The 22,569-nt window shown below is 53.3% G+C and carries 17 protein-coding genes and 1 tRNA gene; 9 read left to right on the forward strand and 9 right to left on the reverse strand.

Features of this window, described 5'->3' with window-relative positions:
* Positions 1–89: 89 nt before the first annotated feature.
* The 4 genes from chrA to H8K47_RS08670 form a co-directional block, all read right to left on the reverse strand.
* Positions 90–1,454: a chromate efflux transporter gene (gene chrA / locus H8K47_RS08655; protein ID WP_186881004.1), complete on the reverse strand. Its 1,365-nt coding sequence runs from the start codon at positions 1,452–1,454 to the stop codon at positions 90–92.
* Between the two features lie 110 nt (positions 1,455–1,564).
* Positions 1,565–2,518 carry a CDF family Co(II)/Ni(II) efflux transporter DmeF gene (gene dmeF / locus H8K47_RS08660; RefSeq protein WP_186881005.1) on the reverse strand — a complete coding sequence of 318 codons (954 nt, stop codon included), beginning with the start codon at positions 2,516–2,518 and terminating at the stop codon, positions 1,565–1,567.
* A gap of 8 nt (positions 2,519–2,526) precedes the next feature.
* The gene (locus H8K47_RS08665; RefSeq protein ID WP_186881006.1) at positions 2,527–2,805 is read right to left on the reverse strand and encodes a metal/formaldehyde-sensitive transcriptional repressor; all 279 of its coding nucleotides are present in this window, start codon (positions 2,803–2,805) and stop codon (positions 2,527–2,529) included.
* Positions 2,806–3,214: 409 nt separating this feature from the next.
* Positions 3,215–3,291: transfer RNA gene (locus H8K47_RS08670), tRNA-Pro, on the reverse strand.
* A 317-nt stretch (positions 3,292–3,608) separates the two neighbouring features.
* Between H8K47_RS08670 and H8K47_RS08675 the strand changes: the two genes are divergently transcribed.
* Together H8K47_RS08675 and H8K47_RS08680 are read left to right on the forward strand one after the other, a co-directional pair.
* The gene (locus H8K47_RS08675) at positions 3,609–4,544 is read left to right on the forward strand and encodes a histone deacetylase family protein (protein ID WP_186881007.1); all 936 of its coding nucleotides are present in this window, start codon (positions 3,609–3,611) and stop codon (positions 4,542–4,544) included.
* Between the two features lie 33 nt (positions 4,545–4,577).
* Positions 4,578–7,280 carry a bifunctional acetate--CoA ligase family protein/GNAT family N-acetyltransferase gene (locus tag H8K47_RS08680; RefSeq protein ID WP_186881008.1) on the forward strand — a complete coding sequence of 901 codons (2,703 nt, stop codon included), beginning with the start codon at positions 4,578–4,580 and terminating at the stop codon, positions 7,278–7,280.
* A gap of 56 nt (positions 7,281–7,336) precedes the next feature.
* On the opposite strand, the gene H8K47_RS08685 is transcribed toward H8K47_RS08680, so the two are convergent.
* From H8K47_RS08685 to H8K47_RS08700, 4 genes are all read right to left on the reverse strand, one after another.
* Positions 7,337–8,548: an SGNH/GDSL hydrolase family protein gene (locus H8K47_RS08685; RefSeq protein WP_186881009.1), complete on the reverse strand. Its 1,212-nt coding sequence runs from the start codon at positions 8,546–8,548 to the stop codon at positions 7,337–7,339.
* Between the two features lie 17 nt (positions 8,549–8,565).
* On the reverse strand, positions 8,566–10,002 hold the full coding sequence (locus H8K47_RS08690; protein ID WP_186881010.1) for an SGNH/GDSL hydrolase family protein: 1,437 nt from the start codon (positions 10,000–10,002) through the stop codon (positions 8,566–8,568).
* Between the two features lie 11 nt (positions 10,003–10,013).
* The gene (locus tag H8K47_RS08695; RefSeq protein WP_186881011.1) at positions 10,014–11,405 is read right to left on the reverse strand and encodes an MBOAT family O-acyltransferase; all 1,392 of its coding nucleotides are present in this window, start codon (positions 11,403–11,405) and stop codon (positions 10,014–10,016) included.
* Positions 11,406–11,634: 229 nt separating this feature from the next.
* Positions 11,635–12,627: a 2-hydroxyacid dehydrogenase gene (locus tag H8K47_RS08700; RefSeq protein WP_186881012.1), complete on the reverse strand. Its 993-nt coding sequence runs from the start codon at positions 12,625–12,627 to the stop codon at positions 11,635–11,637.
* Positions 12,628–12,712: 85 nt separating this feature from the next.
* On the opposite strand from H8K47_RS08700, the gene H8K47_RS08705 reads away from it, so the two are divergent.
* The 7 genes from H8K47_RS08705 (at position 12,713) to H8K47_RS08735 (ending at position 21,466) form a co-directional block, all read left to right on the forward strand.
* Positions 12,713–13,162, forward strand: coding sequence for a ribonuclease HI family protein (locus H8K47_RS08705; protein WP_186881013.1), 450 nt, complete (start codon positions 12,713–12,715; stop codon positions 13,160–13,162).
* A gap of 119 nt (positions 13,163–13,281) precedes the next feature.
* Positions 13,282–15,621, forward strand: a complete 2,340-nt coding sequence (locus H8K47_RS08710; protein WP_186881014.1) for a YgiQ family radical SAM protein — start codon at positions 13,282–13,284, stop codon at positions 15,619–15,621.
* A 158-nt stretch (positions 15,622–15,779) separates the two neighbouring features.
* Positions 15,780–16,061 carry a hypothetical protein gene (locus H8K47_RS08715; protein WP_186881015.1) on the forward strand — a complete coding sequence of 94 codons (282 nt, stop codon included), beginning with the start codon at positions 15,780–15,782 and terminating at the stop codon, positions 16,059–16,061.
* A 148-nt stretch (positions 16,062–16,209) separates the two neighbouring features.
* Positions 16,210–17,314, forward strand: a protein-coding gene (gene prfB, locus H8K47_RS08720) for a peptide chain release factor 2 (RefSeq protein ID WP_162018772.1) whose coding sequence is annotated in 2 segments (ribosomal slippage) — positions 16,210–16,290 and positions 16,292–17,314 — 1,104 coding nt in all. Because the reading frame shifts where the segments join, the coding sequence is not laid out codon by codon here.
* A 154-nt stretch (positions 17,315–17,468) separates the two neighbouring features.
* Positions 17,469–19,004 (forward strand): lysine--tRNA ligase, encoded by a 1,536-nt coding sequence (lysS, locus tag H8K47_RS08725; protein ID WP_186881016.1) that lies wholly within the window; start codon positions 17,469–17,471, stop codon positions 19,002–19,004.
* 205 nt (positions 19,005–19,209) lie between these two features.
* Positions 19,210–20,988 (forward strand): ABC transporter ATP-binding protein, encoded by a 1,779-nt coding sequence (locus H8K47_RS08730; protein WP_186881017.1) that lies wholly within the window; start codon positions 19,210–19,212, stop codon positions 20,986–20,988.
* 7 nt (positions 20,989–20,995) lie between these two features.
* Positions 20,996–21,466 carry a cupin domain-containing protein gene (locus H8K47_RS08735; protein WP_186881018.1) on the forward strand — a complete coding sequence of 157 codons (471 nt, stop codon included), beginning with the start codon at positions 20,996–20,998 and terminating at the stop codon, positions 21,464–21,466.
* Between the two features lie 48 nt (positions 21,467–21,514).
* Here the strand turns inward: H8K47_RS08735 and H8K47_RS08740 are convergent, their stop codons facing one another.
* Positions 21,515–22,507, reverse strand: a complete 993-nt coding sequence (locus H8K47_RS08740) for an NAD(P)/FAD-dependent oxidoreductase (protein ID WP_186881019.1) — start codon at positions 22,505–22,507, stop codon at positions 21,515–21,517.
* Positions 22,508–22,569: the final 62 nt, after the last annotated feature.

Below are 22,569 nucleotides of genomic sequence, written 5' to 3' on the forward strand. Positions count from 1 at the left end.
TTATGTTTCCGCATGGAACTTATCTAAGAATGGCATACTTACACGCAACTAACTACTTAAAATTTAACTAAATAAATAAATTTTACAATTCACAAAACACTGAACTTCAGAATGAAGCCCATGCTTGCACAAGCAACAATCACGTGGATCACATTACATTTGAATTTGAACAATGCAATGACTGCGCCAAGCATGATTAAACCCGACGCCCAGTCGATACTCGCACCGAATCCGTTTGGCCAAAGTACATGATAGCCAAAAAATAAGGCTAGATTCAAAATAACGCCTACGACAGCTGCGGTAATTGCAGTCAACGGCGCGGTAAAGTTGAGGTCGTTGCGAGTGCTTTCTACAAACGGCCCACCAGCCAAAATAAATAAGAAAGACGGCAAGAAGGTAAACCATGTAACGACAATGGCGGCGACTACGCCGCCTAAAAATAATGCATCGGATCCAAAAATGGTTTTAACGTAGCCACCTGCGAAACCAACGAACGCCACTACGATGATCAACGGACCGGGCGTCGTTTCTCCAAGCGCCAAGCCATCCATCATCTGCGTCGAAGTCAACCAGCCAAATTGTGCAACGGCCCCTTGATATACGTAAGGCAGTACTGCATAGGCGCCGCCAAAAGTTAGCAAGGCTGCCTTGGTGAAGAACCAGCCCATCTGGGGCAAAGTGTGGCTCCAGCCGCAAATGAATACTAACAGCCCCATCGGGACTAGCCACAGTGCAGCTCCCACTAAAGCAACTTGAAGCAAGCGGGGCCAACGAAACCGCGCGTGTTCTGGTGTCGGCGTATCATCATCGATCAACGACGGACCATAATTTTTATCGGCTTGCTCATGTCCGCCACCGTTTTTGAAATGGTGGGGTGCGAATCTGCCACCAATATAGCCTGTCATTGCAGCGAAGAGGACAATCAGCGGAAATGGAAGATTGGCAGCGAAAATAGCAGTAAATGAGGCCATAGCGATGCCCCATAACCAGTTATTTTTAAGCGCACGCGTACCGATACGGTGGGCTGCCTGCACTACAATCGCAGTGACTGCCGGTTTGATTCCAAAAAATAAGCCCGCGACCAATTGCGTCTCACCAAAGGCAAAATAGATACACGACAGCGCAATCAAAATCAGCAATGACGGCAATATGAACAAAGTGCCTGCCACCACACCGCCCCAGGTGCCATGCATCAGCCAGCCGATGTAGGTGGCCAATTGTTGGGCTTCTGGACCAGGGAGAAGCATGCAGTAATTGAGCGCATGCAAGAAACGCCGCTCAGAGATCCAACGCCGGTTTTCCACCAACTCCTGATGCATGATCGAAATCTGTCCAGCCGGGCCGCCAAAGCTGATCAATCCCAGCTTCAGCCAAAAGGTGAATGCCTGCCAAAAGCGAACAGAATGCGGCGCTGAAGTGGCGCTGGTCTCTACCTGAAGTCTGATTTCTGTCATGAAGTTACTCTTCCTTTGTCTCAGAGCTGTCCGCCAGATGTGGCAACTTCCCGGCTTTGGCGCGATGGATTCATCAATCAAAAAGAGCAATCAAGCTCTGCTCTCATGCTCTAGGCCTGCGTGTAGTGCAATTCAATGGTGGCGTGAACTATCTCTTCGTGAACGGAAAGCCTTTTACGCACCTCATTTGTCGTCAGTAACCGGTCTTGCGTAACAACGGTCATTGCACACGAATAGACTTGTGCACCAACCCGCCAAACATGCAAGTCAGTTACTCTTGTGCCGCCGGCGTCATCTCGATTTTCGACAACATCTCTGATTTCGTCGACCACAGGATGATCCATCTCGCGGTCAAGTAAGACTTTTCCAGTATCTACGATAAGGCCTTTGGCCCAGACTGCAACCAGTACAGCGCCCATGATTCCCATCAGCGGGTCAAGCCAGGCCCAACCAAAAAACCAGCCCCCAAATAGTGCAGCAATCGCCAGTACCGAAGTCGCAGCATCAGCTATCACGTGCACGTAAGCAGATTTAAGGTTCAGATCATGGTGGTGTTCGTCATGGGATTGCCCATGACTATGGTCGTGTAAATGCACATGATCATGATGATGCGCTTTACCCAAGATGAATGCACAAGCAACATTCACGATCAATCCTAAAACAGCAATGATGATCGCTTCTTTATATTGGATAGCCTGCGGAGAAATAAGCCGTTCTGCGGATCCAATCACCATCATGGCAGCAACACCTAATAAAAATATCGCGCTGGCAAAACCGCCAAGAATCTCAACCTTCCATGTACCAAAAGCAAAACGGGGGTCATTTGCATATCGTCTGGCAGTCGCGTAAGCGAAAGCTGACAAACCAATCGCAACTGCATGAGAACTCATATGCCAGCCATCCGCTAACAAGGCCATAGAATTAAACCACCAGCCAGCCCCGATCTCAATCAACATCGTGACAGCCGTTATCCACATGACGACCCGAGTACTCTGCTCAGCAGCCTCATTACTTGTGTGAAAACGGTGATCATGTGTCCAATCGGAACATTTTTCAATTTGCACAGTAACTCCTATTTAATATATGTGCGAAGGACTGCGATCAGTTCCTCTGCCCCTTGATTACGCAATGCAGCGCTGGAAATTTCCGGGTCGGCGATATGTGTACGAATATGCCCTTCCAGCACCTCCGCCATCAAACCGTTAATGGCCCCACGTGCAGCTGCGATTTGATGAAGGATTTCGGCACAACTTTTCTCGGAGTCCAGTGCACGCTCCAACCCTTCGATCTGCCCGCGAATTCTTCGCACCCTAGCCAACATTTTCGTTTTTTCATGGATAGTATGTCCCATATAGCCTCACTCATCATAGCATAGGGGGGTATAGTACCAATCTTACAAATGGATCTCAAGTGAACTCAATTTATTCGTCCAGCTGCACATAAGTAGCCACCTAGCTGCAAGCTAAACCTCAGCCTTCTCTGAAAATCAAACACGTCGACAGCTTAGTAAATTTCATTCGTTTTAGATGAAACGACAGGACTCCTCTCACCTCACCTCACTGGCGATTGGAATGCTAGTCAGAAACAGTTCCTAAGCGGGAATTCGTCTTCACTACCCTATTCTTGTTCGAGGCTCTTGAAGGAGATATTGGAAAACTACACTGGCGTTGGGGTAAAAACCAGGAAAGAAGAGCATTGGAGTCAAATCCCCAGAAAGCAAAAAGGCCAATCTACTGATTGGCCTAAGTCCTTGATTTTATTGGTCGGGGCGAGAGGATTCGAACCTCCGACCCCATGCACCCCATGCATGTACGCTACCAGGCTGCGCTACGCCCCGACTCGAGGCACAGATTATAGTAGATGATAAGCATTTTTGCCATGTACCCAGATAAAAATACCCGATGCCTGGCCAGACTGCCTCTTCATTTGCACAGCTTCAGTCAACCCCTATTGGTATCCCTCATATAACGCAATCAGAGTGCGGCGCCCAACATCGGAAAAATTCAGAACACCATACAGCATGAAAAGATGGGCTTTGCGCTGTGCGAACTCAGCAAGCTGTGCTGAAACAGTCGCTCAACGCTGAGGCCGGTTTGTAAGCCCAGGTTCAGCCAATGGGCTTATGATAGACGCGTCAAAGCGAAGGATAACCCAATGCTACCCGCCTACATTACGCATCACGACTGTCTCCTGCACGATATGGGGGAGCAGCATCCGGAATCCCCAGCCCGGCTGGGTGCTGTCAACGATCAGTTACTGATCCATGGGTTGCTCGATTATATGCATGCGTTTGATCCACCGCTGGTCACCCAACAACAGCTGACGCGTGCACACGATGACGCTTATCTGGATAATTTTGCCCAAACCGGAGCCAATGTGCCGGACGACGGCTATGTACAAATCGACCCTGACACCCGCATCAATGCTTACTCTTACCTGGCTGCGCAAAGAGCCGCAGGAGCCGCGGTGATGGCGGCGGAACTGGTTGCGAGCGGCAAAGCGCCGGTCGCGTTCTGCAATATCCGCCCACCCGGCCATCATGCGGAACGCGCAGCGGCTGGCGGATTCTGCTTTTTTAATAATATCGCGGTGGCCATTCTGCATGCGCTGGATACACAAGGCATCAACCGGTTGGCATTGCTCGACTTTGATGTACATCACGGCAATGGCAGCGAAGATATTCTGGCGGGCGATCAGCGTGTTTTAATGTGTTCCAGCTTTGAAAAAGACATTTATCCGTTTTGCGGTGAAGTTCCCAAAGCGACTAATATGATTAATGTTGGCCTGCCTTCGCGTTCAGGTGGCAAGCTGTTCCGCGAAATGGTGGCGGCGCACTGGCTGCCTGCGCTGGACGCATTTGCACCGGAGATGATCTTTATCTCAGCCGGATTCGATGCACATCGCGAAGATGACATGGGCAATCTGGGCCTGGTGGAGGCCGACTTTGCCTGGGTCACTAAAGAAATCGTGGCAGTCGCCAATAAGCATGCGCGTGGCCGCATTGTGTCCTGCCTGGAAGGCGGCTATGAATTGTCGCCGCTGGGACGCAGTGTCGCTGCGCATGTACGGGTCTTGATCGGTGCGGATTAGGACGTTGTGGCACATCACTTAACAAAGACGATTATGGACAAACACTACCTGTCATCCTTATTTTCTCCGCAATCCATCGTGGTCTTTGCCGGACCACAGGAGTCGTCAGAACCGCAGGCTGATCAAGTTCCAGAACAACGCAACAGCCTTGCTAAAGTATTGGTGGCGGATCTGCAGGCAAGCGGCTTTCAGGGTCCGGTCAGCTATCTGGACATCAACATGACAGGTACATTGGGTGATCTTGCAGCATCGCGTGCTGATCTGGCACTGATCGCACTGCCGAATGCACAGTTAGCTGATGCCCTCGAAGTGGTAGGACGCATACAATGCCGGGCCGCGGTGATCGTGTCCAATGGAGTCGACAGCCAGCTTGCTGCGCATTTGTACCAAATTGCGCGTCAGCACAATATTCATTTACTGGGCCCGAATTGCATGGGTTTCCAGCGACCTAAAAATCAGCTCAATGCCAGCGTGCTGGGCAAACTGGCACGGCCGGGCAGCATTGCTGTCGTGTCGCAATCCGGAGCACTGGCCAGCTCTATCCTGGACTGGGCAGCAAAAAGCGGCATCGGCTTTTCAGCAGTGGTGTCATTGGGTGCAAATACCGTGGTGGATATCGCCCAGGTGCTGGACTTCCTGGCCGAAGACCGGCATACCCAGAGTATTGTGGTTTATCTGGAAGGCATACGCCATGCGCGGCGCTTCATGAGTTCGCTACGCGCAGCTGCCAACGCCAAACCGGTCATCGTACTCAAAGCAGGTCGTCAGCCGGATGGTTCAAAAGCGGCTTTAACTCATTCAGGCGCGATTGTCGGCAGCGATGCCATTTTCGATGCGGCCCTGCAACGCGCCGGCGCTGTGCGAGTGCGCTCTATGGTACAGATGTTTGCTGCCATCAAATGCCTGTCGGCGCGCTATTTGCCGGTGGGACGACGACTGGCAATCATCTCAAATGGCGGCGGCCCTGCCGTGCTGGCCGCGGATGTACTGAATGAACTGGGTCTGCAACTCGCCACGCTCTCCACCCCCGATGCAGAACAACTGACGACACGCTTATCACCGCTGGCTTGTGTGCGCGACATACTGGATCTGGGCCAGGATGCCGATGCCAGTCATTTCCGCGCTGCGATTCAGGCTTGCGCCCATAGCCAGCAAGTCGATGGCATGTTGGTAATCCTGTCACCTACCCCGGGCATTGATACCGGTACCATTGCGCAGGCACTGGCTGATGAGCAGCCGAATGTGGGCAAAACCATGATCAGTTGCTGGATGGGCGATGAACAGGTCGCTGATGCACGCAAGATACTGTACCGGGCTGCGATACCAAGCTTCCGCACGCCTGAAGCCGCAGTCGACGCCTTCCATCATATTTCTCTGTTTCACCAGAACCAGCAATTGCTGCGCCAGGTGCCCTCACCCTTATCACAGCTGGCTAAGCCAGACATAGAAGGGGCGCGCATCCTGATTGAAAGTGTGCTGGCTGAACGCCGTAAAATTCTGACCGAAATGGAATCCAAAGCCTTGCTCGCGGCTTTTCATATTCCAGTCACCAAAACCATACTGGCACGCTCTGCGACTGAGGCCATGCTGGTAGCGAATCAGTTATGCTACCCGGTCGCACTTAAAATCGACTCACCCGACATCCCGCATAAATCCGATGTACAGGGTGTAGCACTCAATATAGGCAATGCCGCTGCGGTACGCGATACCTGGCAGGATATGCTGGCACGCATCAGCCGCTTGCGTCCTGACGCTAAAATTCATGGCGTCACGGTACAGAATATGTCGGGCAAACCAGATGGGCGCGAGTTATTTATCGGTGTGTCGACCGATGAGTTATTTGGCCCGGTGATTTCCTTTGGCGTTGGCGGCGTGCTGATAGAACTGCTGACTGACCGCAGTATAGAACTGCCGCCACTGAATCAATTCCTGGCGCACAGACTGATAGAAAGAGTCAGATCATCCAGTATTTTGCAAGCATGGCGCGGTGCGCCCGCAGTCGATCGGGAAGCGCTGGAGCAAATCCTGTTACGCGTGTCGGAAATGGTATGCGCCCTGCCGCAATTGCGCGAAATGGATATCAACCCAGTCATCGTTGATGAGGATGGTGCGGTGGTGGTGGATGCGCGTATCGTGATCGACAATGTGGCACTCAAACCCGGCAACTACGAGCATTTGGCGATTTCGCCTTACCCGTCGGACTCGGAAATGGAATTCCCGCTGCGCGATGGCAGCCGCTACATCGTGCGACCCTTGCATCCACATGATGCCGGTATGCTGCAAACCCTGGTGCGTGGCTTGTCCGATGAAAGCCGCTATTTCCGCTTTGTTTCTTCGATTAAGGAGTTATCCGAGCGCATGCTGGCCAAATTCACCCTGATCGACTATGACAGGGAAATGGCACTGGTGGCAATCTATCCGGAACGTACCGCCCTGCCCGATGGCGGCTTTGCAGAGACGGAAAAAATCATCGGCGTGTCCCGCTACGTGACCAATCCCGACAAGAGCAGCTGTGAATTTTCTTTGCTGATCGCCGATGAATTCAATGGCCAGGGCCTGGGTTCACGCATGATGCTGTCCATCATAGAAGTGGCACGTAACCGTGGGCTGAACCAGATCGAAGGTCTGGTACTGAGCAAAAATGCGTCCATGCTCAAGCTGATGCGTAGTCTGGATTTCCGGATACAGGCTTATGAAGATGATCCGGATTTCCGGCTCTGCGTGAAATCCCTATAAATCAGCCTGCTTCGGAGGCGCTCTGCGATTGAGTCTCAGGAGCAGGCTGTGTAGTCTTAGCGCGACTTACGGCCACGTTGATACAGTTGGATAAACGACTCGTAGAAATCCGCACCACTGCGCTCATAGCCATCTTCAGTAAAATGGATCAGATCCTGACCTGCCAATGGTGGATTGGCCGCCGCATAGCGCTGTATGGAGCAGGCACCACCCATGGCTTTTTCCCAATCCCAATACAACAGTTTTTCCTCGATCGCGATTTGCTTTTGTATGGTTTGCACATTCCTGAGCGCAGCTGGGATTTTGTAACGGCAGCCGACTTGCTCGCCGGGGCCGGTTTTTCTGGCTGAATTGGGTGCGCCGATCAGCAATATCGCGGCTTGCGGGGCTGCGGCGCGCAGATTACGTACCGAGGTTTGCAAGTCGTTGTAATACGCTTCAAAATCAGGCTTAACATCAAAGGCTTCGTTAGTCCCGTAGGACAAAATCAGCAAATCGGGTTTACGCCAGCGCAGCTGATCACGCAGGGCTTCCGGTTGCCAGCGCAGGATCACACGCTGCATCGCACCGACCACGCCCAGTGCATCCACCGTCACGCCAGGTGCCAGCGCATCAATGACGATGCCGCCCAGCTCTGCCGGTGTCTCGTCGGCGCGCAGAAAAAAACTGTTCTGCTCATTGCCAGCGCCATACACGTAACTGACTTGCCAATCCTGCGACAACGGCGCAGCCAGTTCGCGCTGTTCGCCATCCGGCATGACAATGCGCCAGCCACCCGACGTCACGTCACTGCTGCGGCGCGACCAGACGCTGACGCGCAGCGGGCCATTGACCGGAAATTTGGGCTGTATCTCCATGTAGGCACCAGAATCAGGTAAATTGGCGACGCCGCCTACCGGGAAATTCTCAGGGTTCGCGCGCGCGATACGGGTTTTCCAGTTACCGGCCATTTTCATCAAGACCTGGGCCGAACGTTGATTTTTGACGTAGCCCGGCGTAATCCAGCCTATGCCAGCATTGCCAAAACGTTGCTGCATGCGGTCGCGAAACGCATGCGTAAAGTAATCGCCACCGGTATGCGAATCACCAAATTGCATAATCCTGAGCACATCCTTGCTTTCCCCACGTTCCAGCGCTGCCATCTGGCGCCAGACACGATGGATGTGAGGATCGCCATAATCCACAACCTGCGCCAGCCCTGCCGCCTGACTTAGTTGCGGCAGTAACAGGAACAGCGCAGTTAAACAGCTTAATGTGGATTTACGCATCAGTTTCAATCAGTGGTTCAGGAAGAAGAGGAGGACGTCACAGACGTGGTGACTGGCGACGAGAGTACACGACGCTCTTTGCGGCGCGGATGCGCAAGCGGACTGGAGACCGGACTGCTCACTGTTTGCGCGGCTGGCTGTACGACTGGACGTGGCGCCTGACTCAGGCTCTGCGTCGCGCTGTCATTCTGCGCCTGCTCTGTGTTGGCAGGCTGTGGCAACACGAACTGACGCATCACCAGTTGTGTGATCAGCTTATGCCCATCACGCGTAAAATGCACGCCATCGCCACTACGGACCACAATCTGTTCACCGTTTTTGCCGGTAATCGTGCGCTGATACTCGTCGGCTTTGTCGCTCAGAATTTCACGCGTGGACAGATAGCGTGAGGTGCCGTCTTTCATTGCCCCCGCATACAATTGATTCAGCACCGGCACACCTTTCTGGATATTGTCTTTCCCCATATTCGGTGCGCCCAGCCAGAGTACTCTCACATGCTGAGAGTGCGCAAAGTTCAGGATACCTGCCACCCGCTCTGCGTACAGGCGGCGCCAGGTCTCGCTGCCGAAAGGCTCATATTTCCCGCCCAATACCATATCCCAGGTATCGTTGGCACCCATGAAGATCACCAGAATACTGATTTTTTCTTTAGGGATCAGTTCACGGATGCGGCCCGGCCAGTCAAAATAATTCGGATACGTCAGCCCTGTGCTTTGCTTACTTACATCCAGTGCTTTGACCTGCACATTCTGCAAAGCACGCGCCAGATGCGGTGCGACGCCTTGCATCATCGAGTCGCCGACCAGCAATACACGATCCGTCTTGGACAACACGATACGGCCGTCGTCTGCCAGCCGTGCAAACTGCGTCACAGCGGGCAGCTCTTCACTATCGCCGCTGTCAGCCTGTGCAAGTTGTGCTGAGACGGTATGTGATACAGATGCAGGCGCTGCTTCCGGATTCATGTTAGCAGCACTGACCGCCGCATCTGCGCCAGTCGAGTCATTTTCCTTCCGGCGCGCTGCAGTTTCTGTTTGCACTGTGCTCAGGGTACCTAATTGCTGAGCATGCGCCTTCAGCGACAGGCCTGCCTGCGCCGAGCTCTTAATCACTGGCTCGGAGACTTGCACAAAATCCTGTTCTGAAAGCGCAGCTTTCCCGTACAACAGCACATTTGCCGCCAACACCATACGCTGCTGTATTTCTGCCGCACCGGATAAACGGTTTTGCAGTGCAGATTCCAGCTGCGCACTGAGTACTGGCCCCTGACGCCACCAGGCATGCGGAATCGCCGTCGACAAACCCAGTTCGGCGTGACGCGTCTGCTGCCAGTACAAATCCAGCGCATCCTGACGCAACCAGGCGATCAGCACCAGGCTAGAGCCCAATAAACTCAGCACCCGCAGCACAGTCGCTGGCTGCGGTTTACGTTCTGGATGATCACCAAAATACATATTCATTCTGTTTAGTACGAATAATACAAAAATGCAGGCACGCCAGAGGGGCCCAGATAATTAATCAGTAAGACGGTCAGTGTCACCGCCAACACTTGCAAGGGCCAAGGCGTTTTTTCCAGCCAGCGTACGGCCTGTCCTTGCCAGCGCTCATACCCTAATGCACCCGCAAAGAATACGCCCAGCAATAAGAACCCGGCCATCACATTCATTTGCAGCGGGCCGTCAGTACGTGTGAGTCCGGCCAGATAATGCAGCGCTTCCTGCCAGTTCTCAGCACGGAAAAATACCCAGGCCAGACAAACGAAGTGGAAGCTGAACACGGCACCGGCCAGACCCTGCACCCGCTTGCCAGTCAGGCGTTCAAAACCATTTTGCAGCACCATACCCAAACCATGTAAGGCACCCCAGATCAGGTATTTCAGACTTGCGCCATGCCACAGACCGCTGATCAGCATAGCGTTGAAAATCGTCATCTGGGTCAGCCACCAGCCACCACGGTTGCCGCCCATGGGGATATACACATAATCCCGTATCCAGGTCGACAGCGAGATATGCCAGCGGCGCCAGAATTCACGCAGACTGGTCGCCAGATAAGGCTGGTTAAAGTTATCTGCCAGACGATAACCCAACAATAACGCGAGCGCGATCACCAGATCGGAATAACCGCTGAAGTCAAAATAAATCTGTATCGCAAATGCATACATACCGACCAGCAGCTCCAGCCCTTGATAGGCATCCGGATTGGCAAACAGTGGTTTGACCCAGGCATCGGCCAGCCAGCTGGCCAGCCAGACTTTCTTGATCATTGCACTTAGCAGCAGACAAAGCGCCAGCGCCGGGCGCTGAATTTCACGCTGTTCACTTGCTTCGATTTGACTTATTAAGCCGGCAGGTCTGCAAATCGGTCCCGCAAACAAGGTCGGAAAAAAGGCCAGATACAGGCTGCCATCCAGCCAGGAAGCGGGTTCACGCTCACCGCGTGCGAGCGCAACCAGATAGGCTATCGATTGAAAAGTGTAGAACGAAATCCCGACCGGCAGAATGATATCAAGTGCCGGAATCGCCCATTGCCAGTGAAAAAACGCCGCAACGCTTAACATGCCTTCACGGAAGAAATCAAAGTATTTGAATACGGCCAGGTTCGCCACCGACAGCGTAATCGCGATCGCTGGCAAACTGCGTCTGAGTGTGGGTCGCCAGCTGACAAGCTGACTGGTCAGACTGATAAACGAAGAATAAACCGCTAGCACAGCCGCAAAACGCCAGTCTATCGAGGCATAGATGCCGTAACTGGCCGCCAGCAAAGACAATTTCTGCGCAAGCGGCCATTTCATCAAAGACCAGTACAGCACCAGAAACAGAAAAAAAACGAGCGCAAACTCAGGAGACAAATAACTCATACATGAACAACAAAATTGAGGATAGCGCTGACAACGACCTGTAATCAGTCAAAGACTCATGCGGTTAAACCAAGGTACGCCTGACTACGCCCAACCATGCCTCCGTTAGCGATTTGGTCAACGCAATCTGGGGGACCCTTGAGTCACATCAGGAAAACAAAGCTGCGCGCCTGAGCTGGCAATTGGTATTTCCAATTTACATTATTCTAACATTGACTGACACCGATGGTCAGTAAGCTTGTTGTCTGTTGACACCTGCAGGCAACAAGCCCTGCTCGCGATAACGCTTTACATTGCCTGCGACTATCTGTGCCGCACTCTCTTTATCCGTCGGCGCAGAACAATGTGGCAGCACGGTTACAGCAGGATGTGTCCACTGCCAGCTGTCCGGCGGCAGCGGCTCGACCGCAAACACATCCAGCACCGCGTGCTGCAAATGCGTGGCATCCAGCGCTGTGCGCAAATCCTGTTCGACCACGATGGGACCACGTGCAAAATTAATCAGACTGGCACCTGCGGGCAGCATGGCCAGCCGTTGAGCATTAATCAAGCCCGTCGTTGCGGCAGTGAGTGGCAGCAGGCATACCAGGATATCAGTCTGCGCCAGCATCGCCGCCAGGCCCGCCTCGCCGCTATAACAATCGACGCCATCTAAATGCTTCTGCGTGCGGCTCCAGCCCAGCACAGGAAAACCAGCCTGCTGCAAACTGCGCGCTGCCGCCTCACCCAACGCACCCAGTCCCAGCAAACCTATCTTACGCTGTGCCGCACGGCGATATACTTGCGACTGCCAGCGTTGTTCTTTTTGCTGCTGCAAATAACGCGGCATATCACGATGCAGGTAAAGCACCCAGGCCAGCACGGCCTCAGCCATCGTTGCCGCGAGACGCGGATCGATCAGTCTGACAATATGCACCTGACTGTCCTGCATTTCAGCCAACAGACGCTCTACCCCGGCCCATACGGAATGCAGCCAGACCAGATTCGGACAGGCTGCCAACTCAGCCGGATCAGGATTGGCAACTATCGCAACCGTCACTGCCGCTTGATCAGCTGGACTCAAAGCAGAAAAGGGCACGATGCGCTCGTCTGGCATGGCTGCCTGCAAAGCCGCCACCCAGGCATCGGTCGCGGCATAGCCAGGAGCGGCCAAAAAAGGAAGTGGGGGAAGCGAAGGACGCAAATCAGCAAAGGCATTGGTGGATACAGCAGAATTCGGCATGGTCGTTCAATCTGAACTTCGGAAAAGCGCATAGCATAGAACTTTCCGCATAAAATTGCAGGTTTTTCAGCCTGCAATAACGCTTATGCCTAAACCACCTGCCCCCGACTCCAGGCTCAATCTCAGTCCCGCCGACTGGCTGGCCTGGTTCGATGGTTCTTGCAAGCCCAATCCGGGGGCCTGTCAGATCGCCTGCATTTTGCAGGGACCGGACGGCCAGCGCATCACACATACTCAGGCGGCAGGCCACGGTGACAGCAGCGACGCCGAATACCAGGCGCTGATCCTTTGCCTGCAACTGGCCCAGCGCCATGTCGCGCCCAGCCAGTCGCTGCGCATCCATGGTGACAGCCAGGTGGTGATTGACGATGTGCTGGCACGCTATGGCAAAACTTCAGCCCTGCTCGCGCATTACCGCGAGCGCTGCCTGCAGTTGCTAAGTGCGTTGGCGAATACACAAACAGCCTGCGATCTGCAATGGATACCGCGCCATAAGAATATCGAAGCCGACCAGTTAATGCGTGCCCAGTCCTGATTCTTGACGCGCATCAGCGGGCCCATCGAATGCTGAAAATTGTCGCAAGCTTTTGATTATTCAGCAAAAAACCGCAGCGACCCCGGCAAGCGCCAGCACTTTCCGGTACAATCGCGCCCATGAATGCTCAGCCTAAAAATTTATTTTCTTTTCCGCGTTACCGCGCCGATGTCGGCGCTGGCCGTACTGCCCCGTTTTTACCCATGTCCCGCGCCGAAATGGACGCCTTGGGCTGGGATAGTTGCGATGTGATCCTGGTCACGGGCGACGCCTATATCGATCATCCGAGTTTCGGTATGGCCCTGATAGGCCGCCTGCTGGAACACCACGGCTTCCGGGTCGGCATCATCAGCCAGCCAGACTGGCATTCGGCCGAGTCTTTCCGAGTGTTGGGTAAGCCGAATCTGTATTTCGGGGTCACCGCAGGGAATATGGATTCCATGGTCAATAAGTACACGGCTGACCGTAAAATTCGCTCGGAGGATGCTTACACGCCGAACGGTGAAAAAGAGAAACGCCCTGACCGCGCACTGACTGTGTATGCGCAACGCGCACGCGAAGCGTATCCGGATGCGAATATCGTCGTTGGCAGTATTGAGGCCAGCCTGCGCCGTATTGCACACTATGATTACTGGTCAGATAAAGTCCGGCGTTCAGTGCTGCCAGATTCCAAGGCGGACATTCTGTTATTCGGCAATGCTGAACGTGCGCTGATTGATCTTAGCCACCGTCTCGCTGCAGGTGAACCGATCAAGCAAATACGCGACCTGCGCGGTACCGCCTTCATGGTACCACGCGGCTGGTTGCCGGATGAAGAATGGACCGAGATTCAGTCGGTGAAAATCGACAAGCCGGGCAAAGTCGATGCGCATACCGATCCGTATGCGATGACGCCGGAAAAAGATGCGAAATGCAAAACCGAAGGCGGTGCGCCAGACAGCGGCACCTCCACAGCCAGCACAGCTGCCGCCGAGGCAAAGCCTGACGTAGTTCAGCAACAGACTATTCGCATCATGAGCCGCGAAGAGCGTCAGCTGATGCTCAAAAACCGCCATCACAAAAGCGTGATACGACTGCCTTCGTTTGAAGAAGTCAAAGACGATCCGGTCATGTATGCGCATGCTTCACGCGTATTCCATCTGGAAGCCAATCCCGGCAATGCCAAAGCCCTGGTGCAGGCGCATGACGGACGCGATGTCTGGCTGAATCCGCCACCGCTACCGCTGGCCATGGATGAAATGGACGGCGTGTATGACCGTACTTACGCACGTGCGCCCCACCCTTCCTACGGCAATGCGCGCATTCCAGCGTGGGAGATGATACGCTTCTCGGTCAATATCATGCGCGGCTGCTTTGGCGGTTGCACCTTCTGCTCGATCACCGAGCATGAAGGCCGTATTATCCAGAGCCGTTCCGAGCCCTCCATCCTGCGCGAAATCGAAGAAATCCGAGACAAGGTCAAAGGCTTTACCGGCACCATTTCCGATCTGGGTGGCCCGACTGCGAATATGTACCGGCTCGCCTGCAAGGATAAAAAGATCGAGGAATCCTGCCGCCGCCTGTCCTGCGTCTACCCTGGCATTTGCTCTAATCTGGGTACCGATCATAGCAAACTGATTTCGATTTACCGCAAAGCGCGTGCGCTGCCCGGCATCAAAAAAATCCTGATCAGCTCCGGCCTGCGCTACGATCTGGCGGTGCGCTCGCCCGAATATGTGAAGGAATTAGTCACCCATCACGTGGGTGGTTTGCTGAAAATCGCACCGGAACACACAGAGCAGAATACCCTGTCTAAGATGATGAAGCCTGGTATCGGGACTTATGACGAGTTCAAGGAAATGTTCGACCGCTATTCGCGCGAGGCAGGCAAAGAACAGTATCTGATCCCCTACTTCATCGCCGCCCATCCGGGAACCACCGATGAAGACATGGTCAATCTGGCGCTGTGGCTCAAAGAAAAAGACTTTAAGCTGGACCAGGTGCAAACCTTTATGCCTACTCCAATGGCATTGGCGACCACCATGTACCACACACGCAAGAATCCACTCAAAAAAATCAGCGATGAATCTGAAGTGGTGGAAACCGCGCGTTCCGGTAAGGTCAGAAAATTCCATAAAGCTTTATTACGCTATCACGCACCTGAAAACTGGGAAGTCCTGCACGAAGGCTTGTTGCGTATGGGGCGGCGCGATCTGATCGGTAACGGCCCACGTCATCTGATTCCCTCGCGTCAGCCAGCGGTGGCACTGACCGTGGAAAACAGCGGCGTGCTGAATGGACGTCGTGTGGCAGCACCCAAAATCAATACCTTTGGCAAAAAACCAGCCAGCCGCACGGCAACAGCCAGTACCAAACCAGCGCCCCCCGCTTCGCGCAATGGACTTAGCTATAACAGTGCAAAACCGAAAGCCAAGCCAGCCCAGGCGGCAGGCGCTCATAAATCGGGACGCCGCGGATAAACAGCAAGCACGCTTAGCCTGACCAGAAAGCCACATGCCGGATTTGCATGTGGCTTTTTTTTGGGCTGAAGGCAAAGTCATCATCTTGCTGATGTACAATAAATTGTCGGTACGTCCCCTTTTCAACAGCCTACCAGTCCGGAGGAAGTATGAAACACATGAAAACCGTCTTAATCCTCGAACATACCGAAGAGGTATTCGATAAGCTGACCTGCGATGTATGTGGCACAGAGTCGCACTGGGATGAAAACTGGAGCAACAATGAGCATGAAAAAGTGATCACCACGATTTCACTCGAAGAAGAAGATTCACGTGCCAGCGGTGGCAATTCCAAACTGACCCAATATCATATCTGTCCGGCTTGCTTTAAAACCCAGCTTACTCAATGGCTGGAAAGTCATCGCAAAGCAGAACCTACCGTGACCACCTCGGTCTGGTAAGCAACTCCGGTGCTGTACTTCCGGTGCTGTACTACATGCACAAATACCATTTTCAGGCTTTTTTCACGTCTGACCGGACGCGCCGACAAAACATCGCCGCGTGATCCGGTTATAATGCAAGGTTTTATTGCATTAGAAAAGCGACATTATGGAAGCCGAACGCCTCAATAGCCTGTCCTCCCTGCTTGCCGACCTGACGGTCCGTGAAGCCGAACTCCGGAGGTATCTTTGACTTCGATATCAAGTCAGAGAAACTGGAACAAGTTAACGCCGAATTAGAAGATCCTAACGTCTGGAACGACCCGAAACGGGCGCAGGACTTGGGTAAGGAAAAGAAATCCCTGGAAGCTGTGGTCAATACACTGACCGAGGCGGAAAGCGGCCTGCGCGATGCAAACGACTTGTTTGCAATGGCCAGGGAAGAAAACGACGACGACACCTTAGAATCCATCGAAGCCGATACGCAGCATCTGCGCGAGCTGATCGAAGGCATGGAATTCCGTCGTATGTTCAATAATCCTATGGACCCGAACAACTGCTTTATCGATATCCAGGCCGGTGCCGGCGGTACCGAAGCGCAGGATTGGGCTTCCATGCTGTTGCGTCAGTATCTGCGTTATTGCGAGCGCAAAGGCTTTAAAGTCGAAATTCTGGAACAATCCGATGGTGACGTGGCAGGTATCAAAACCGCGACACTGAAAGTGGAAGGCGAATACGCCTACGGCTTCCTGCGCACAGAAACAGGCGTACACCGTCTGGTACGCAAATCGCCATTCGATTCCAACAATGGCCGCCATACTTCTTTCTCCAGCCTGTTTGTGTATCCTGAAGTGGATGAGTCGTTTGAGATCGACATCAATCCGGCGGATGTGCGTACCGATACCTACCGCGCTTCCGGTGCCGGTGGTCAGCATATTAATAAAACTGACTCCGCTGTACGTCTGACCCACGGCCCTTCCGGCATAGTAGTGCAATGTCAGAATGACCGCAGCCAGCATCGTAACCGTGCAGAAGCCTGGGAAATGCTGAAAGCTAAGCTGTTTGAATTAGAGTTACGCAAACGCATGAGCGAAAAGCAAAATCTGGAAGACTCCAAGACCGACGTCGGCTGGGGCCATCAGATCCGCTCTTATGTGTTGGATCAGTCCCGCATCAAGGATTTACGCACTGGCTTTGAAACAGGGAATACCAAAGCCGTACTGGATGGCGATATCGACGAATTTATCGCCGCATCCTTAAAGCAAGGCGTCTGATCGCTGCCATACAGTCCGTGTTCAGCATGAATCCAGACTGAAATCCGCAATATCCGTAATACCGTAATACTGCTGCTGCCTGACTGGCAGCAGCCCATCCATCAGTCAGCCACTATTTAGCCGGGCCTGTGCCCGTAACACTGAGAGAACTCTTATGTCAGACATTCAAAATCAAACAGCCGCCGAATTGCCGGTCGATGAAAACTCTATCATCGCTGAGCGCCGCGCCAAGCTGGATGCGATCCGCGCCAAAGGCATCGCCTTCCCTAACGACTTCCGCCCTCAGCATAAGGCGGCAGATCTGCAGGCGCAATACGGCGAAGTCGGTCGCGAAGAACTGGAAGCCATGAATGTGGAAGTCAGCGTGGCTGGCCGCATGATGCTCAAACGTGAAGCAGGCAAAAAAGCGGCATTCGCCACCTTGCAAGATGCATCCGGCATCAAAGCAGATGGCCGCATCCAGCTGTATGTGACGCTGGATAAAACCGGTGAAGAAGCAATGGAAGCCTTCCGTCATTATGATCTGGGCGATATCCTGGGCATAGAAGGCGTACTGTTTAAAACCAAGACGGACGAACTGACCGTCAAAGTCACTACCCTGCGCCTGCTGACCAAATCGCTGCGTCCGCTACCAGACAAATTCCACGGCCTGGCCAATCAGGAAACCAAATACCGTCAACGCTATGTCGATCTGATCATGAGCGAAGACACACGCCGCACATTTAAGGCACGTACGGCAGCGATGACATCGATCCGCAATTTCATGGCCAGCCATGAATTCATGGAAGTCGAAACGCCGATGCTACATGTAATTCCAGGCGGTGCGGCAGCCAAGCCATTCATCACGCATCACAATGCGCTGGACATGGAAATGTATCTGCGTATTGCACCGGAACTGTATCTGAAGCGCCTGGTGGTCGGTGGCTTTAACCGTGTGTTTGAAGTCAACCGTAACTTCCGCAATGAAGGTGTGTCGCCGCGCCACAATCCAGAATTCACCATGATGGAATTCTATGCAGCCTATGTGGATTACAAATGGCTCATGGACTTCACCGAACAAGTCATCCGCAAAGCAGCAGAAGATGCGCATGGCACAGCAGTACTGACTTATCAGGGCCGTGAGCTGGACCTGTCCAAGCCATTTGAACGCCTGACCATCGTTGGCGCGATCAACAAATATGCACCGCACTATACGCATGAACAATTGCACGATGCAGACTTCATCCGCACTGAGTTGCTGAAGTTTGGCGTCAAGCCTTTCGCCACAGCTGGTCTGGGCGCGCTGCAACTGGCACTGTTCGAAGAAACAGCAGAAGCACAGCTGTGGAACCCGACTTACATCATCGACTATCCAGTTGAAGTCTCGCCACTGGCGCGTGCTTCTGACAGCGTGGCTGGCATTACTGAGCGCTTTGAGTTGTTCATGACTGGTCGCGAAATCGCCAACGGCTTCTCCGAGTTGAACGATGCAGAAGACCAGGCTGCGCGCTTCATGGCTCAGGTCGCCGCTAAAGATGCAGGTGATGAAGAAGCGATGTACTTCGATGCTGACTATATCCGCGCTTTGGAATATGGTCTGCCTCCGACCGGCGGCTGCGGCATCGGTATCGACCGTCTGATGATGCTGATCACCGATTCACCGAACATCCGTGACGTAATTCTGTTCCCGCATCTGCGTCGCGAAGACTAAGTGAGCTAAGTGAGCTAAGTGAGCAGCTAACAGCAAACCAGCCTGGTTTTGTGTATCATTCAACACGAAATGAAATACACAAATTCCACGCTGATTTGCCAGTCTGCATATTTTGCACCTAGCGTAAGCAACAAGCTTGCTGATCACGCTAAAGTGTCGCCTTGGGACTGTGTAAGCAGTCCCATTTTCTTTTCCACCTGCCCTTATGTCTGCCCAACATCCGCTACGCAAACTGTTGTCCTATGCCAGTGCCTATAAAACCGATTTCCGGCTGGCTACGCTGTATTCTGTACTGAATAAATTCTTTGACGTACTGCCCGAAGTCTTGATCGGTGTTGCGGTCGATATCGTGGTCAATGGTGAAAAAAGCTTCTTAGCAAAGCGTGTGCTCGGTGGCTTCGGCATTACGGAGACCTGGCATCAGCTGGTTTTGCTTGGCGTGCTGAATGCGGTGATCTGGATGGGCGAATCCTGGTTTGAATATCTGCTGTCACTGAAGTGGCGCAAGCTCGCACAAAATCTGCAGCATGATGTGCGGCTGGATGCTTATGACCATGTACAAAAACTGGACATGGCGTATTTTGAAAATCAGCGCACCGGCAATCTGATGTCCATCCTGAATGAAGACATCAATCAGATGGAACGCTTCCTGAATGGTGGTGCGAATCAGATCATTCAAGTCATTTGCTCCTCCATCATGGTCAGCGCGGTCTTTTTTGCCTTACAGCCCTCACTCGCAGTGATTGCGCTATTGCCGGTTCCTGCCATTTTGTTTGGTGCATTCTGGTTCCAAAAGCGGCTGGCGCCACGCTATGCAGAAGTACGCGAAGCCGCTGGCGATGTCAGTGCACGACTGAACAATAATCTGCTCGGCCTGGCCACCATCAAAGCGTTTGCAACCGAAGAATTTGAAAAGCAACAGATTGGCGCGGCCAGCAATGCCTACCGCAACGCCAATGCGCGCGCAATTGCTGTCAGCTCTGCGATTACGCCAGTGATACGCATGGCGATACTGGCTGGTTTTACCGCAACTCTGGTCTACGGCGGCTGGCTGACCCTGCATGATGAACTGGCGGTCGGCGCCTATTCGGTACTGGTCTACCTGACCCAAAGACTATTATGGCCGATGACGGGGCTGGCAGAAGTCGCCGACATGTACCAACGCTCTATGTCGGCGATAGACCGCGCCATGAATTTGCTGGACACACCAATACAAATTCGCTACGACGGTAAGGCACTGCCGCAAGCACAAGTCAGTGGCGATATCCGTTTTGAAGATGTGAGCTTTGCTTACGGTGAGCAAACCACACTGCATCACATCAATCTGCATATTCCCGCTGGTAAAACGGTGGCCTTTGTCGGCTCTACTGGCTCAGGCAAGTCGACACTGGTGAAGTTACTGTTACGTTTTTATACGCCTGCGTCCGGCCATATTCTGTTGGATGGTGTCGCCAGCGACAGCCTGAACCTGCAGGATCTGCGCCGCGTGATTGGCTATGTGGCCCAGGATAGTTTCCTGACCGATGGCACCATTGCCGAGAATATCGCCTATGGCCTGGAGCAAGTCAGCGATGCCGATATCGCCGCAGCCGCGCGTGCCGCGGAAGCGATGGAGTTTATCGAGAAGCTGCCTTTAGGCTTTGCCACCCGCATTGGTGAGCGTGGCCAAAAACTGTCTGGCGGTCAGCGCCAACGCCTGGCGCTGGCGAGAGCAATTCTGAAAAATCCGCCTGTATTGATACTGGATGAAGCAACCAGCGCGGTTGACAATGAGACCGAAGCTGCGATACAACGCAGCCTGGATGTCGTAAGTAAAAACCGGACCACCATAGTGATTGCACATCGTCTGTCCACTGTCAGACAAGCCGACTGCATACACGTAATGGAGGCCGGACGTATCGTGGAAAGTGGCAGCCATGAACAGCTGTTGGCATACAATGGCAGTTATGCCGCATTGTGGCGCCTGCAAACTGGAGAAAGATGATACCTATATGAAAAAAATTCTGATTTCCTGCGCCACCGGCGCCCTGCTCACCTTGCTGGTGGTCGCTACCTATCAGACCGTACAACACGTCAACCGCATTGCGCCGGCCAGTACGGAAACGGTGACGCCGCAACTTAAGCCTTTAGCGGTCAATCCATCCTGGGTTAAACAAGGAACACCAAACTTCCGAGCTACTGAATTTTTTAAATCCAGCGACGGAAAAACCAGTTCTGGTATTTTTGAATGCGACGCCTCTACCTTTGAATGGCATTATCAGCTGGACGAGGCCATCTATGTACTTGATGGTGGTGTGGAACTGGATTACCAGGGTAAGCGCTTTACGCTGAAAGCCGGTGACAGTGCATTTTTCCGCGCTGGCACCACTGCGACCTGGCATGTGCCATCGCACATCCGCAAAACCTGGACCTTGTATGACGCGGGAAAAATGCCGCGTACCTTCGCAAAAGTCAGCAATTAATCAGTGCAGGCGGGCTGCAATCGGTGCTAACAGCCCGCCGATTCTGATTTAACCTACCGCACTGGCCAGCGCCAGCCCGCTCAGAAAAGCGTTCTCGACTTTGCCGCCACCTTCCAGGCCGTTAGCAAACCAGTCGCCACACACACCGATACCTACCTTGGCATCCCACAGGCAAGTCTGCTGCAATGGTTGCTGCGCCTGTGAATAGCGCCAGCGATGCACTACGGCATAAATCGGTTGTATCCAGGAGCCTGTCGCCTCATGGAAAGCCTTGAGTAATTTTTCTTTGGCACGCTCAGGTTCATCTTCCAGATGTTCCTCACTCCAGGCCCGTGTTGCATGCGCGACCCAGCGCTCACCTGCACGGTGCTGCGGTTTAGCGTTATCCTTGGCAATCCAGCCCAGACGCGATTGCTGCACCCAGGCGCCGTCATACGATAAATCCAACGCAGTCTGGAAACCCAGCATCAAACACCAGCAAGGCGACAGCCGTGCCTGCTCAGCCTGTGCTGCAAAGGCAGGCAGCGGCTGCAACAAAGGAATGGCCTGATCTGACGGTATGGCCAGTATCACCGCATCAAATGGCCCTGCGCTGGCCGCCACACTAACCGTACTGGACTGAATTTTCAGCAGCCACTGGCCCTGATACGCCTCCAGCGCCAGCACCTGTTGATCGGACCGCACGTCGAGGCCATGTGCCAGATGCTTACCCAGCGCATTCATTCCTGGCACCGCCACGTAGGGCTTGGAATGACGTCCCGCAGCTTTTACCACCCCGGCTTCCAGGTTCACCAGGCGTGCATCCCATGGTTGCACCCAACCGACTTTTTTCCAGTCGGCGACTTCTTTTTTAAAGCGGTCAGTCGTTGCAGTGAAGTATTGAGCACCGTGATCAAAGCCGCCTAATTCGGTGTGACGGGTACTCATGCGTCCGCTGACACCCAGACTTTTCTCGTAGACCGTCACATGATGTCCCTGCATTTGCAAATGACGGGCGGCAGTTAAGCCGGATAAACCCGCACCAACCACAGCGATATGCATATTCATTTCCTTTTTTCTGATCAGGGCTTACGCAAAACCGCCGCAGCGGCGTTATGACTCCT

This window comes from Cognatundibacterium rugosum, assembly GCF_014284365.1.
Lineage (GTDB): Bacteria > Pseudomonadota > Gammaproteobacteria > Burkholderiales > Burkholderiaceae_D > Undibacterium > Undibacterium rugosum.

What these genes read in the sequence shown, in the direction of transcription:
- chrA (WP_186881004.1), bottom strand. Translation starts at nt 1,454, where the DNA reads ATGACAGAAATCAGACTTCAGGTAGAGACCAGCGCCACTTCAGCGCCG.
- H8K47_RS08665 (WP_186881006.1), bottom strand. Translation starts at nt 2,805, where the DNA reads ATGGGACATACTATCCATGAAAAAACGAAAATGTTGGCTAGGGTGCGA.
- H8K47_RS08675 (WP_186881007.1), top strand. Translation starts at nt 3,609, where the DNA reads ATGCTACCCGCCTACATTACGCATCACGACTGTCTCCTGCACGATATG.
- H8K47_RS08680 (WP_186881008.1), top strand. Translation starts at nt 4,578, where the DNA reads ATGGACAAACACTACCTGTCATCCTTATTTTCTCCGCAATCCATCGTG.
- H8K47_RS08685 (WP_186881009.1), bottom strand. Translation starts at nt 8,548, where the DNA reads ATGCGTAAATCCACATTAAGCTGTTTAACTGCGCTGTTCCTGTTACTG.
- H8K47_RS08690 (WP_186881010.1), bottom strand. Translation starts at nt 10,002, where the DNA reads ATGTATTTTGGTGATCATCCAGAACGTAAACCGCAGCCAGCGACTGTG.
- H8K47_RS08695 (WP_186881011.1), bottom strand. Translation starts at nt 11,405, where the DNA reads ATGAGTTATTTGTCTCCTGAGTTTGCGCTCGTTTTTTTTCTGTTTCTG.
- H8K47_RS08700 (WP_186881012.1), bottom strand. Translation starts at nt 12,627, where the DNA reads ATGCCGAATTCTGCTGTATCCACCAATGCCTTTGCTGATTTGCGTCCT.
- H8K47_RS08705 (WP_186881013.1), top strand. Translation starts at nt 12,713, where the DNA reads ATGCCTAAACCACCTGCCCCCGACTCCAGGCTCAATCTCAGTCCCGCC.
- H8K47_RS08710 (WP_186881014.1), top strand. Translation starts at nt 13,282, where the DNA reads ATGAATGCTCAGCCTAAAAATTTATTTTCTTTTCCGCGTTACCGCGCC.
- H8K47_RS08715 (WP_186881015.1), top strand. Translation starts at nt 15,780, where the DNA reads ATGAAAACCGTCTTAATCCTCGAACATACCGAAGAGGTATTCGATAAG.
- lysS (WP_186881016.1), top strand. Translation starts at nt 17,469, where the DNA reads ATGTCAGACATTCAAAATCAAACAGCCGCCGAATTGCCGGTCGATGAA.
- H8K47_RS08730 (WP_186881017.1), top strand. Translation starts at nt 19,210, where the DNA reads ATGTCTGCCCAACATCCGCTACGCAAACTGTTGTCCTATGCCAGTGCC.
- H8K47_RS08735 (WP_186881018.1), top strand. Translation starts at nt 20,996, where the DNA reads ATGAAAAAAATTCTGATTTCCTGCGCCACCGGCGCCCTGCTCACCTTG.
- H8K47_RS08740 (WP_186881019.1), bottom strand. Translation starts at nt 22,507, where the DNA reads ATGCATATCGCTGTGGTTGGTGCGGGTTTATCCGGCTTAACTGCCGCC.